Below are 13,391 nucleotides of genomic sequence, written 5' to 3'. Positions count from 1 at the left end.
AAGCGTTTACAATGGTGAAAAATGTCTCTCTATTTCAAAGAAGGAAGTGAGGAGATCTAGATGTTTGCGTTACTTGCTAAGCGAAAAGATGGGTTCTTCAAGCTGTTCGCCGCTCTATGCATCGCTTCTCTCCTTCCGCTTTACCCGCTCGGCCCCCTCCCAACGGTCTCAGCCGCTTCCCTCGTAACGATTGATGCCCCCGCCAACGGAGATGAAGTGGAGGTAGGAACGCTTACCGTGTCCGGCCAGTACATGGAGGCGTACAACATTGTGCTGATCGTCAATGGAACGGATCAATTGCCGACCTGGACGGACAGCGAAAACGGCGAAGCCTCGGGAGTTTGGAGCGCCGAGCTGGACACCAGCCGATATGACGGCGAGATCACGCTGCTTGCCAGAGGGACGCAAAGCACGACCCGATACGGCGTATCGAGTCAGCCCATTACGATCCGCGTGAATAATCCCCAAGTGACGAAACCTGCCGTTTCCATTACGAATCCGCTCGATGGGGCTCAGCTCAGAGGGAAATCCACCCCGATTCACGTTTCCGTAGACTCCAGGAATCAAATCCGATCGGTCGAAGTTCGGATCAATGGCGGGGCTTGGCAGAAAGCCGTGAAGTCCGGAAAGCTTTACAAATATACCTGGAATACCAAAGACCTTGGCGACAAGACCTCCAGTCTGGAAGCCAGGGCGACCGACGAGTATGGCAACGTCGGCAGAAGTGCGACCGTCTATGCCTCCACGGGAAGCGGAACGCATGAACCCGTGACGATCGAGAAGCAGGATCGCGCCATGTGGATTTGGGAGAAAGCCGCCTACAACCTGTTCCTGAACCCCGGTTCCACATCCGCGCTAAAAGCTTTTGCCGACGACACGGCCACCTTTGATTCCGACCCGATCACGACCTTTTACATCGGCGTGTTCCCCTACGGCGGGGTGGATATTCTCGATGAGTCCCCCGACAAGGTACGCGATTTCGTGAGTTGGGCCCATGACAACGGATACCAGGTTCAGGCCTGCATCGCCGGCGGAACAACGCCGCCCTACATGGGAGCGCTGGCCCCCTATCACGAGTATGCCGTCCGGGAAATCGAGAAGGTCATCAATTACAATATCGCTGCCGCTCCGGGCGAACGATTCGACGGCGTCAACGTGGACATCGAACCGTATATCCTGCCGGAGTTCAACGCGGAGAAGCCTTCGGTTCAACTGCAATACCTGGACGTGCTGCAAAAAATGATCGATCGCCGGAACGCCGCCGGCATTGACCTGCCCTTCGGCCCGGCCATCCCGCGCTGGTTCGACAGCAGCGAGGGCGCCAAGGAGATTACGTGGAACGGGGAAACCAAATGGTTATCCGAGCATGTTCAGGATCTCAGCGATTATATCTCGATCATGGATTATCGCGACGTGGCGGATGGCAGCGTCGGCATCATCGCCCAAGCGCAAGGCGAACTGAGCTACGCCAATGCCATCGGCAAGCCGAATTCGGTCGTGATCGGCGTGGAAACGCTGGACATCGCAAATAGCGGCGATCCGGAAACGATCACGTTTCGCGAAGAAGGGCGCGCGTATATGGAAGCCGAGCTGGATAAAGTGTATGCGGCGTTCCAGGCGGATCCGGCTTTCGCCGGCATCGCCATGCACCACTACGATTCGATCCGCTGGCTGCCCTCTGTCTGGGGTCCTGACGGCCACCTCTGGCGCGTCGATCCTGCGGATACGGAGCCGCCTTCCGCCTTGCCCGGTCCGCCGCTGGCATCGGCTGCCGGCTTTCAATCGGTGCAGTTAAGTTACGGGCGGGCCACGGACAATTCCGACATCGAGCATTATTTGATCTATCGCGGCACGGAACCCGACTTTACACCGGATGACGCGCATTGGGCCGGAAGCTCCCGAAATTTGACGTATACGGACACGGGATTGCTTCCGAATACGACCTATTATTATAAAGTTGCGGCCATGGACATCAGCGGCAATGTCGGGCCGGCCACCTCGCCGGCGGCATCCGCAGCGACGGCGACCTCTTCCACCTACTTGCGGCCGATGATCGTCGGCGGGATGAACGTGACCTTTAACGGCACACGTGCTGAAGTCCGCTTGGAAATCATCGATCTCGAAACGGGCCAAGGTGTTCCTGCCGCCGTTTACGGCCGGTTTACGCAAAGCGGTGGCCGCTACATCGAAATGGTGACCGACGCGGACGGCATCGCCAACGGTTCATCCGAAGCGTTAACCTACCCGTCCGGCGAGGTGGGGTTTCTGCCGCAGCGGATCGTGGCCCCCGGTTACTATTGGGCTTCAGCCTATGATCAGAACCGGCACGTGACCGCCGTTTGGCCGCAGCCCTAACCCTAGCGCGGACTAATACAAGCGATACCGTTCAATGGCCCGGCGAAGAGAAGCGATTTCCTGCCGGTCCATCCTGTAACCGGCGAGGTCATTGGCCGCCTCTTCCGGGATCACGCCGGACAATGCAAGGCACCAGAGCATGCGCAAAATATACTTATCCATCGGGCGGATAAACGTGCTCTCGGCATAGCCGTCCACCCGGCCGGATAACTCCATGAACCTCTCGAAGTCTTTGGCGGCATACGCCCGCATCAGGTCATGCTGAATGTTCGGGAACGCGGCGCCCAGTCCAACTAAGGCGCCGCGAGCCCCGCGCATCAGCGAGTACCCGAACATCCGGTCCTCCCCGGTTATCAACAGCCGCTCCGGGAATTCGTCAGCGATCAGCGTAGATACGTCTTGTAATGTCATGACGCTGTCGAGCGTCGCCATTTTGATCCCCGCCGTCATCTCAAGGGACAACAAGGCTCTCAGAACCTCGGCGGAGTAAGCAATCCCCCCGGCCTCGTCATACAAATAAAACAAGATAAGCGGGACGCCTAATTTCGATAACTCCAGGTGATATTCAACGATGGCTTGATCTAGCTCTGCGTCCGGGAGCTCCCGGAACAGCGCTGGCGGAAAAACAAGCAGCGCATCCGCTCCCCCCTGGATCGCATCGGTTGCCATAGCCAAGCTCTCCTGCTTCCATTGGCTGATCCTGGAAACGCCCAGCCAACGAGGATCCGGGAGCGCTCCAACGCCGGCCACCAGCAGCTTGGATTCGCCAAGCGCCGTTCTCCACTGCTCCAGCACCGCCATTCGCTCCGAACGGGCCATATGTAACCCTCGCCCCGTGTGTGCCCATACGGCCACACCGGCAATGGATTGGGCCGCAAGATACCGGGCATAAGCCTCCTGCGCCTGCAAGTGAATGCGTCCTTCGCGTGTACGCGGCACCGGTACGGCCGGGATGAGCCCCCATTCCAAGGCTTGTCTTACCCTGTAATGATTCACTCGTGTACCCCCCTCACGAAGAAATCGCGTCCCCGCTCCCGGTACCAGGAGGTCACTTCGCGAAAAGAAGCGATCCCCTCCCGCTGTCCGATTCCCCCCGTTTCCCTTAAATGAAGCATCCAGGTGACCAATCCGTTCCGCGGATGAAAATACAGTTCATGCAAAGCCCTTTCCGTCTTGCTGCCGACGGTCATGCCGTACGCGCTGGAAGGCAATTGAAACAAGGTATGCATCTGCAAGCTTTCGGCGCCGCGCAGCGCATATTCCAGCGCCATCTTGCCGGAATGCACGTCACCCGTCCCCGAAATGCCCGGAACCGGCGCTGACAGTTCTCCTTCCAGCTCCAGTCTGCGCAGCCGGGAGAGCAGACGCAGATTCCGCCGACTTAAATCGGGCCCGCCGTAGGCAGCCCCGCCTTTCGCGGAATCCGGATGAGCTTGGTTATATAACCGATTGGCGTAAATCAGGTAATCCGGCCGAACCTCGCCTTCCTCGATCAACGTCCGGATCGTCCTCAACTGAAAGTCATCATCGAACACCGTATTCATCAGCTTGATGCCCAGCCGTATTTCGCCCGGCGGCAAGGCCGATCGGATCAGCTTAGGCACCTCTCGGTACCACCGCAGGATCGCTTCCTGCTGCTTCGCCCGGTCCGATCCGGCCAGGGTCGGGCTGAAATCCTTTTCCAATTGAAGCGGACCCGATGCTCCGGCCTTCCGCCAAACCTGAGCCAAGCTCTGCGTCGTATGGAGATATTCCTCCACCGCGAAGTCGTCGTCCCCCGCCGGCAAATGATATTTGCAGGAGGGCACGACAACGGTTCCCCATTCCCGTCCAAGGCGGAGCGAGGCAGCGACAAAACGCAAGTATTCCGCGAAAGTCCCATGCCACCCTCTTCCATGCCAGGTCACGTTCCAGCCGGTATCGCCCGTTTCTGTCCCCACGATGGGCTCCACCTTCATCCGCGTATCCTTAACGGCCCAAGCTTCCATCGAACGGTGACCTTGTCCGTTCTCCGCGATCACTGTCTTCAGCACGACAAACCCTAGGCCTGCCTGCGCATCGGTGAGAACTTGGGATTCATTTAGGGACAGCTGACCGGCAGCTTTGCCGAAAGGGTTTTTGATCGGAGCGGATCCATAATTCGAGGATACGTCGATGCCGTATTCCTCCATCACATAAGCCTCGACCCGCGCTGGAAGACCGGTATGCCGGAAGCGTTCGTAGTCGCGGCGGATTCGGGCCTCATCCGTTTGGCGGAGGCTGGGCACGGCGGGCAATATCAGGCGGTCCATCAGCTTCATCCCCTTTTTTGAATCATGCTATATCCCCATTTGTATGCCCGCCATGCCCCCGTTTTGTCCTCCGAAACGCCTATTTTTTCCCGATCAAAAAAAACCGTCGATATGCAGGGCGTAAATCTGCCTTGGGCGCCCGCGCCCCACCGGCTGTTCTTCTCCGACGATCGTGGCCAACTCGTATTTCTCCAGCGCGGCCATGATGCGCCGGGCGCTGCGCAGCGTAATCCCGAACCCTTCGGCGAGCTGCGCTGCCGTTAAGGCCCGAGTGTCCAGCCTGCGGCACAGGGAAATCAGCCGGTTTAGCGTTCCGACGCTCAGCCCGGCTTTTTTGGCCATCGAGATCAACTCCGGGTCCTCGCTGCGCGCCGAGTATTTCAGCGTCAGTTCCGACCCCATCGGCCCATACACCTGTCCGTCCTGCATCATGAGAAAGCAGTTGCCTCCTCCGCCCGCTTTGGCTTTCAACAGCGCTTCCCGGGCTTTCCCTTCCGCCTCGTTTGCCGTTCGGCCCAGGCCGATCCCGATGCTGGCCTTCCATTGCAGGCGCTCCATCACTTCCAGCAGCAGCGGCGCCTGTTCGAATTTGCGGGTGACCTGTTCGATGATCCCGCGCGTCGTAATGAAGGAGACTTCATTGGAATCCGTCCAGTTGATCAAGGACTGCGTTTCCTCGCCGAAGTCGATCAGGATTTGCTGAAGAATGATTTTTTTGCGCTGGATTTCGTACTCGGAAGCCGCCTCCTTGACGACCCGCTCGAAATGGTCAATGCTCAGGATGCCGATGGCCATCTGCGTGCTAGATAACCGCAGGTTCTTCCCCTCAAGAAGCGCCCGGTTCAGGACGTCTCGGATGGCGGATTGCGTAGGCACGACGCGAAAGGCGGGAACGCCGAGCTCGACAAGCTGTTGGTATACCGAAGTGACGCAGGTGACGGTGGCCGCGACGAGCCCCCGGCTCCATAGGTCGTAGTGAAAAGCGACCAGATCCTCGTGGCGCGTGCCGGCGCTATAGGATTTGACGTAAATTTGCCGGCTTGCCAGGCCCAACTCGTCTAGCTGTTCTTCCAGCTCATGCCGCAGGAGCACGTCTACGCTGATCCGGACTTCCCCATCCATCTCTACCTGACGATTCCGGTAGAAATCAAACAACACCTTAAAAAACGCGGTTCCGGAATATTGCACGTGCACCATCGGCAGGCCTGGCTCGCTATCAAGCGCAAGCTGATAGGGGATCGGCCCCGTGAAGAGCAAGATATCCGCCTGCTCCCGAACGCATGCCACAACCTCTAACGTATCCTGCTCATGTACATAGGGGGTCGGGATCATGGTTAACTCCCGAAACACGCTTGCGACTTCCACCACCTTACCCACCAGGTCACTTGGACCGATTACCGCCACATTCAGGTTCAAGGACGATCGCACCTCCGCCGGATAATTCCTGTTTCACTTCGAGGCATGACAACTGCGTTAATTCCAAGACCTGATCGCCGAAATATTCAAACGAGACATACCCGTCATACTCCAGCTCCGCCAGCTTTCGCAGGATCGCGCGATGATCGCTGTCTCCCTGCAGCACGGAAACGGGAACGCTTTGGGCCCAGTCCTGGCGGTTCCATTTGTAGTTCTTGAAATGGACGTGGGTGATCCGGGGATAGAACCGATTCAAGGCGGGCAACGGATCGAGGTGATCGACGAAAAAATTAAACCCGTCGAAGATCAACTCCAACTCCGGCCCGCCGCGATCCAGGAGCTTTGCGATACTCTCCATGGTATCGGCCAGCGTGCGATTGTGCATTTCGATGGCTAGGCGGACTCCATGCCCCGCGCAAGCTTTCGATGCCTCCGATAAACCGGACGATACGCAGTTCCATATCGAACGGTCCGACTCGCGGGACGGCAGATGCCCGGCGAAAGTGCGAACCCTCGGGCAGCCCAGTTCTGCCGCCCAGCGGGCCGCCCGCTGGACCTGCTGGAGATCGGCTTCTTCGTTTTGGGAAAAGGCGGCGTACGTACTGATCACCGGAACGCTTAGCTTATGCTCCAATAAGTACCGCCCAAGCTCGTAAGTCGTGCCGCCGCTGTCCAGATACGCCTCGAGATGGCCGTCCCACAGCTCGACGCCGTCAAGCTCTATCCGAGCAGCTGCTTCCAATACTTCTTCGATGCTCATCCCTTTGAGTCCGGTGGAGCAGATACTGAATTTCATCGCGGGGGTGATTGGCTGCTTATTCGACAACTTGTTCCACCCCCGTAGCCTGCGAACGGTACACCGCCTCCAGCACGGCGATCACCGACTTGGCGTATTCGCCGGAACACTCCGGCTCCGAGCGATGTTCAATGGCATCCAGCAGGTCACGAAGCTGTGAGGCAAACGGAGATTCGGCGTCTGGGGCGACATCTCCCTCCGCCGGCTCGTATTGCCCGTCACGGCTGATCCATAAGCCTTGGTGGGAAACCAGCCTGGCCATTCCGCCGGTAAAAATCAGCTCCGTCTCGTCTTTCGCCACGCCCGCATAGCCGGATTGCACGATCACCGCACCGATCCCGCCCTCCGTTTCCGCCAGGACCACGCCGCTGCCTTCCACGTTGCCGATCGGCGCTTCATAACTCAGCACCGCCTTGACCTTCGCCACCCGTCGGCCGGTCAACCATTGGATTTTGTCGATCGAATGGGCGCCCAAATTCATCAGGATGCCGCCTCCGGCCTTCTCCTTCTCAAGGAACCAGCGCGGCCGTTCCTCCCCGAAATAGGCCTTGTGCCGGGTGTCGTGAATCGCCACCAGCTTGCCCAGCCTGCCGCTTTCGATCAATGCCTTCGCTTGCCGGTTCGCCGGCAAATAATGCTGCGTATGCCCGACCATCAGCGCTACCCCGGCTTCCCTTACTGCAGCCAGAATCGCGTCGCAAGACGCCGAGCTTAAGGCCATCGGCTTCTCCAACAGCAAGTGGCAGCCGTTCGCCGCGCAAAAGACGGAGCATTCCTCGTGCAGGTGGTGCGGCAGCGCGATGATGGCGATGTCCGGCTTTTCCTGGACGATCATCTTCCGATAGTCGTCGTATAAGTTCAAGCCATATTCCGTCGCCACCGCCTGCCTCTTCATCTTATCCGGTTCCGCCACCGCCACCGCGGTCAGCCGATCCGGCCCCAACTCCCGAATCGCGTCCAGATGATTGCGCGAAATGCCCCCAGCCCCGATCAATGCAACCCGGTAACTCATGAACTCCCTCCTTTACAGCCTTAACTTCATGCCGCAGAATTGCAGCCGCGCCTTGTCACAATTCCACCTCCTACTTAATGCCGGCGGAATTGCTGCCTTGCACAAAGTATTTCTCCGCGAACAAAAACACGAGCAGGATCGGGATCAAGCTCATTAACGCGGCGGCCACCATATACTGCTCATTGCCCGACCATTGGCCGGCCATGGACAAGATGCCGATCGGCAGCGTAAAGTTCTCCTTCGACGTCAGGAAAATGGCCGGAGATAAAATCTCGTTCCATTTCGTCATGAACGTGAACACCGCCAGCGTCGCGAAGGTCGGCTTGCACATCGGCATAAAGATCCGCCAGTAAATCTGCATCGGGTTGCAGCCGTCCAGCCGGGCCGACTCCTCGTAATCCCGGGGGATGCCGAGAAAAGCCTGCCGCATCAGGAAAATGCCAAACGGCTGGGCCAGCCATTCGATGATCCACAGCGGCGTCAGCGTGTCGAGCAGATGCAGCGACTTGAAGATCACGAACTGCGGAATGATCAGGACGACCGGCGGAATCATCATTGTGCCAAGAACGACGAGGAACAGGGTATTTTTGAACGGAAATCTTAATCGGGCAAACGCGAAGGCCACCATGGAGCACGAGATCAGCGCACCGATAACCGACAGCACGGTGATGATGACACTGTTCATCGTATACTGGCCAAACGCCCCCAGCTTCCAGACTTCGACGTAATTGCTCCACTGCACGGGAGAAGGAAACCACTCCGGTGGAACTTTGGTGTATTGGGCATAGCTTTTCAAGGAATTAAACACCGTCGTTAGAAAAGGCAGCAGCATGACGAGCGAACTGCAGACGATGACGGTATAGCCGGCGATTTTTCGCTTCTTCATTCGTAATGCACCCACTTTTTCTGCAGCATCATTTGGACGACCGTCAACAAGAACAAAATCACGAACAGCACCCAGGCGATCGCGGAGGCATAACCCATGCGCAGGAAGGAGAAGCCCTCCTGATACAAGTAAATCATCAGCACCAGGCTCGCTTTGTTGGGCCCGCCCGCAGACGATGCATCCATCGCCCCGCCGGTCATGACGTAGATTTGCTCGAACGCCTGAAACGTCGAAATCGTGCTCATGATCAACACGAGGAACGTGGTGCTTGAAATCAGCGGAACGGTGATGCGGCGAAACTTCTGAAGCGTCCCGGCACCGTCGATTTCGGCCGCTTCATACACCTCGGACGGCACGTTTTGCAGTCCGGCCAAATAGATCACCATAATGTATCCGATGCCCTTCCACACCGCGATCATCACGAGCAGCGGGATGACGAGGTGTTCATCCTGCAGCCATTTTTGGGGATCCAGGCCGATCGCTTGCAGGAACGAATTGGCAAAGCCGAACCTGGGGTTGAATACCGCGTCCGATACGTACATAATGACCGTCCACGAGGAGATGACGGGCAAGAAATGCGCGAGCCGGAACAGCTTCAATGCCCGCAGCTTTTGGTTTAATGCCACCGCAAGCACGAGGGCAAAAAAGGTCTGCAGCGGCACGAATAAGATCGTGAAATAAACGGTGTTCCCCAGCGCCTTCCAGAAGATCGGCTCGTACAGCAGCTTGGCGTAATTGTCCAGCCCGGTCCATTGGGGCGGGTTCAGGATGTCATACTCGGAGAAACTGAAATACAAGGAAGCGAGAAGCGACCCGAGGACAAACACGAGAAAATGAACGAGATAGGGAGTCACCATCAGGAGCCCCCATTTGCCGTCGTTATGCAAGCGACTTCGTTTTTTGCGGATCAAAGGAGGCCCGATTCGAGCCGGGTCTCCCGCCTTTAGTTTCGCCGTTTTTTCCGCCATGTTCATCACGCTTTCTGATCGATTTATCACGAACCGCCTCTATTTCTTATAGAAATCGTCCAGCACCTGCTGCACATCCTTGTCTGCTTGGGTTAACGCTTCGTCGACGCTGATCTCGCCTTCGAAAGCCCGGTTGATGCTGTCCCCGAACTTCCCGACCCATTCGCTCCAAACCGCGTTGACGTCCAGCGTGCCGGCGAATTCGAAGCTGTCGAGGAACGCCTGCTTGTTGTCCGGCTTGCCGCTCAGGAATTGCTCGGAGTTCGCCACCGACTTTTTGACCGGCACCGCTTCGCCGAGCGCGGCCCATTCCTTTTGCGCTTCGTCTTCGGTCGCCCAATATTTCACCCATTCCCAGGCCGCGTCGCCTTTGGCCCCTTCCGCCTTCTTGTTGATGACCCAGGAGTTGGCGATCACCGGGGAGAACCGTTTGCCGTCCGGTCCTTTGGGCAGCAGGGTCACGTCATAATTCAGCCCCGCCGCATTGGCGTCGATCGTGCGGGCATAGATCCCGATGCGCATGGCTGCCGCTTTGCTGGGGAATGGGGCCATGTTGCTTTGGAAGCTTTTCAAATCGGAAGGGGTGGTTAACAGCTCGCGCTGCATGCCGTCCACGATCCATTCCATCGCCTGTTTGTTCTCCGGGGTATGGATGATCGACTTCGTCAGCGTTTCGTCCAGAACCCCCCCGCCGTACGATTTCAGCACCGTCATCCAGCCTTCGGTAATGCTGAAGAACGTTAAGCCGTATTGCGCGACTTTATTCTTGTCAAAAGCGGCATCCGTCGCATATGCCCCGTTCGAATCCTTGGTCAGCTTCTCGACCGCCGCCTTGAGATCGTCCCAGGTCCAGTCCTCGGTTGGATACGCGACCTTGGCTTCGTCAAACATGTCTTTGTTATAGTAGAGGACCGCGATTTGAATGCCCTGCGGGACGCCCCAGTATTTTCCGTTCGCATCTTTATTGAAGTCAAGCCCGTAATAGTCGTCCTTCTTCAAGTCCCGATCGATCCATTCCGTCAGGTCCTTTAAAACGCCGCGCTCTGCGTATTTCGGGACAAGCACGCCGTCGGACAGCCAGAGGTCGGGCGCGCTTTCGGCGGCAATCTGCGTATCGAGCTTCTGGAAAAACTGATTATACGGCGAGGATTCCGTCTTGATCTTGATATTCGGATGCTTCTCCTGAAACTTGGCGATCAGCTCCTGCATTTTCGCATCGGTTTGTGCCGAGGAATAATAACCGAGTCTCAGCTCCACCGGCTTGTCGGCCGCCTCCTGCGGCTGATTTTGCTGTTGACCTTCCGTCTGTCCTCCGGACCCGCCGCTGTTCGCGGACGGAGTCCCGTTCCCTCCCCCGGAACACGCCGAAATCAGCAACACTAACGTCAAGATGACGATTGAACCGATCCCTTTCCGTTTCATGCCCAGACGTCCCATATCCATCCCCCTTGCTTAATTCCACTCCGTGTAAGCTTTTTCAAGAAGGTCGATGGGAGTGGTAATGTCGTTATCTTCAAAGTAATGGACCTCGAATTAGAGTTCAACGTCCTTAAGTCGCCCCTAAATGGGGAGCATCACACATGCACGATAAACGTCTGGACGAGGGACGCGGCCGCATGAGATCGGCGAACCAGCAGCACATCCCCGCTGAGGTGAACGCTGGCAAACTGATAACCCCGGGGTCCCTGGTGCGAAAATAACACCGCATCCTCTCCGCCGTCATGCGTGATCGATAGAGCCGTCGCCAGCTCCTTCGGGACGGGGCTGCCATAGCTGTCCAGGACGTCCAGTTCTCGGATAACCGGCACCGCCTCGCTCTGCTGCAGGGCAGGATACAACACCGTGACAAACTTCGTAAACCCTTGGCCGGATTGCCGAAGGACGACTTTGCAGGCGGACGTCTTTTCGTTATAGTTGCGCGATATCCAGCTAGGTTCGATATCGATCTTCACGGGGTGGAGCGGAAGAATCCGCAGCACAGGTCCCTCGCTGTCACCGGCGTCCCCGATCACGAGGCGACCCTCGGCCTGATACCGCACCTCCAGCCCCTCGGCCAAATGAAACGGCAACGCATAGGCGTGTTCCTCGTCGCCATGGGACCGGCAGGTATCGACGACAACCCAATAATCCGGCTTCACGAACAGGATTTGCCGCATCACTTGAACCGGATAGGGCAAGCGCCAATAGCCGTCATGTTCCCCTTGGGCATAATCGTAATCCGGGGACGTCCGCCATACGCGGCCGAGCGAACGAGCGACGTTCCTCCACTTCCAGGAATCCACATAGTCCGATATCGTCCGTCCATCAACGGACACTGTATTGTGTTGGAGCGATTCCTTGAAATACTGGCGATCACGGGTTTCCATGTAGGTATACCGTCCCGGATCGGCCAGAAACTCGCGGCCGTAAGCAAACAGGCTGATGTGCAGGGCATCGTCGTGTCCGTGGGCCCGAATCACATCCATATGGCCGTTATCGAACCAAAGATAGCGGGCCGTCGGCTGCCAATCGCTGCGCATGAAGGCATACCCGCCTTGCGCCAGCTCCTTGGAGACGAATTCCGGCGAGGTCGCTTCAAGCTTCTCGTAAAGCTCGAACCCTTTTTCCGCGAAATACCAGATTCCTTCGTAATCCAGCGAAGCATAGGCTTGTGATTTCAAATCACCTCGCCGGTACAGTACGGCCCCTCTCGCGAGGACGTCCCGTATATCCGTACTATCGCTGTCGCTAAAATTCGGCTGGCGTCCGTCCGGCTGAATGATCGTCAGCGAGGCGGTATACATGCGGTTTAGGGTATCGTGCAGGACAGGCGGCAACGCGATGCCGTTAAGCTCCGCAAGCCACACCGATTCGAACAGGCAATGCAGCACCTCGTGATGATACATGCTGCTCTGTTCATTTTGCAGGCCGTCGTCAAATACCTGGAGCGGGCACATCTCCGCCAAGCGCTGGATCGCGGTTTGCTGCCAAGTTGCCGCTTCCTCCAGTTCGGGAAATAGCAGTGCCAATTGAAGCAGGCCGTTCGTTTCGAGAAATCCCCAATTGCTTTGTCGGTCATGCGAGGTATAGGCGATGTGCAGATACATCCCGTGCCGGCGGATCGCTTCGAGGAATAACGCCTCTTCCTCCGCCCCCCAATGCTCTGAACTGCGTACACAGTAATAGCCTTTAAGCCAGTGGGTGATTCGAATGCCGCTGTCCAGCTTGCGCCAGGTATCTTTGACATTGAAGTTTCGGTCGGCGCTCGCCTGCACTTCCGCTTCAGTTAGCGGGTTTTGCCCCATCCAATCCTTCAGCAGCCGGATATATGCCAACGCATAAGATTCTTGACCGGTTAACCAATACGCTTGCCCCAGCTCGCCCATGTACCTTGCCCGGTTTAGCATCACGAGCCATTCCAGATCCTCGTTGTGCCGGTAATACCAATTGATGCCGTGTTCGAAGGTTACTTCCTCTTCGCAACGCTCCATATCCCAGCGATGGGTGAATATAAACGTATTCCGCGCGGCCAGATCCGCTCGGTGAAGCACCTGCTCCACTTCTTCAGGCCAATGCTTGCGGCAGGCATCCACGATGAAGGAACGATCCTCCTCACTCCAGTAAAAACGCCATGTTCCCGGATTTCCTTGCTCTCCTATCGCCATTTGCTCTGCTTGCCTCCTTCATG

General features: G+C 57.2%; 10 protein-coding genes. 1 reads left to right on the top strand and 9 read right to left on the bottom strand.

Going from position 1 to position 13,391, the window contains the following annotated elements:
- Positions 1-60: 60 nt before the first annotated feature.
- A complete protein-coding gene (locus tag MJ257_RS07510; RefSeq protein ID WP_240268645.1) occupies positions 61-2,355 on the top strand; it encodes an Ig-like domain-containing protein in 2,295 nt (764 codons plus the stop codon).
- 12 nt (positions 2,356-2,367) lie between these two features.
- Here MJ257_RS07510 and MJ257_RS07505 read toward each other — a convergent pair whose 3' ends face one another.
- The 9 genes from MJ257_RS07505 to MJ257_RS07465 form a co-directional block, all read right to left on the bottom strand.
- Entirely contained in the window at positions 2,368-3,351 is a 984-nt protein-coding gene (locus tag MJ257_RS07505; RefSeq protein WP_240268644.1) for a dihydrodipicolinate synthase family protein, read from the bottom strand.
- Positions 3,348-4,646, bottom strand: a complete 1,299-nt coding sequence (locus MJ257_RS07500; RefSeq protein ID WP_240268643.1) for a hypothetical protein — start codon at positions 4,644-4,646, stop codon at positions 3,348-3,350. The genes MJ257_RS07505 and MJ257_RS07500 overlap by 4 nt, the downstream gene beginning before the upstream one ends.
- A gap of 93 nt (positions 4,647-4,739) precedes the next feature.
- Positions 4,740-6,062 carry a helix-turn-helix domain-containing protein gene (locus MJ257_RS07495; protein ID WP_240268642.1) on the bottom strand — a complete coding sequence of 441 codons (1,323 nt, stop codon included), beginning with the start codon at positions 6,060-6,062 and terminating at the stop codon, positions 4,740-4,742.
- Positions 6,028-6,858, bottom strand: a complete 831-nt coding sequence (locus MJ257_RS07490; RefSeq protein ID WP_240268641.1) for a sugar phosphate isomerase/epimerase family protein — start codon at positions 6,856-6,858, stop codon at positions 6,028-6,030. Before MJ257_RS07490 ends, MJ257_RS07495 begins: the two co-directional genes overlap by 35 nt.
- A 19-nt stretch (positions 6,859-6,877) precedes the next feature.
- Entirely contained in the window at positions 6,878-7,870 is a 993-nt protein-coding gene (locus tag MJ257_RS07485) for a Gfo/Idh/MocA family protein (RefSeq protein ID WP_240268640.1), read from the bottom strand.
- A gap of 70 nt (positions 7,871-7,940) precedes the next feature.
- Complete coding sequence (locus MJ257_RS07480; protein ID WP_240268639.1) at positions 7,941-8,756, bottom strand: carbohydrate ABC transporter permease; 816 nt, start codon at positions 8,754-8,756, stop codon at positions 7,941-7,943.
- A complete protein-coding gene (locus tag MJ257_RS07475; RefSeq protein WP_372489754.1) occupies positions 8,753-9,724 on the bottom strand; it encodes a carbohydrate ABC transporter permease in 972 nt (323 codons plus the stop codon). Before MJ257_RS07475 ends, MJ257_RS07480 begins: the two co-directional genes overlap by 4 nt.
- A gap of 39 nt (positions 9,725-9,763) precedes the next feature.
- A complete protein-coding gene (locus MJ257_RS07470; protein ID WP_240268637.1) occupies positions 9,764-11,161 on the bottom strand; it encodes an ABC transporter substrate-binding protein in 1,398 nt (465 codons plus the stop codon).
- Between the two features lie 137 nt (positions 11,162-11,298).
- The gene (locus MJ257_RS07465) at positions 11,299-13,368 is read right to left on the bottom strand and encodes an alginate lyase family protein (protein WP_240268636.1); all 2,070 of its coding nucleotides are present in this window, start codon (positions 13,366-13,368) and stop codon (positions 11,299-11,301) included.
- Positions 13,369-13,391 lie beyond the last annotated feature (23 nt).

It is taken from the genome of Paenibacillus timonensis (genome assembly GCF_022427145.1).
Classification (GTDB): Bacteria; Bacillota; Bacilli; order Paenibacillales; family Paenibacillaceae; genus Fontibacillus; species Fontibacillus timonensis.
The sequence above is the reverse complement of the archived record's forward strand: the minus strand, read 5'-3'. Positions and strand labels throughout refer to the sequence as shown.

Excerpts from the sequence above, each read along its gene's own strand:
- MJ257_RS07510 (WP_240268645.1), top strand. The coding sequence starts at position 61 with ATGTTTGCGTTACTTGCTAAGCGAAAAGATGGGTTCTTCAAGCTGTTC.
- MJ257_RS07500 (WP_240268643.1), bottom strand. The coding sequence starts at position 4,646 with ATGGACCGCCTGATATTGCCCGCCGTGCCCAGCCTCCGCCAAACGGAT.
- MJ257_RS07490 (WP_240268641.1), bottom strand. The coding sequence starts at position 6,858 with ATGAAATTCAGTATCTGCTCCACCGGACTCAAAGGGATGAGCATCGAA.
- MJ257_RS07485 (WP_240268640.1), bottom strand. The coding sequence starts at position 7,870 with ATGAGTTACCGGGTTGCATTGATCGGGGCTGGGGGCATTTCGCGCAAT.
- MJ257_RS07480 (WP_240268639.1), bottom strand. The coding sequence starts at position 8,756 with ATGAAGAAGCGAAAAATCGCCGGCTATACCGTCATCGTCTGCAGTTCG.
- MJ257_RS07475 (WP_372489754.1), bottom strand. The coding sequence starts at position 9,724 with ATGGCGGAAAAAACGGCGAAACTAAAGGCGGGAGACCCGGCTCGAATC.
- MJ257_RS07470 (WP_240268637.1), bottom strand. The coding sequence starts at position 11,161 with ATGGGACGTCTGGGCATGAAACGGAAAGGGATCGGTTCAATCGTCATC.
- MJ257_RS07465 (WP_240268636.1), bottom strand. The coding sequence starts at position 13,368 with ATGGCGATAGGAGAGCAAGGAAATCCGGGAACATGGCGTTTTTACTGG.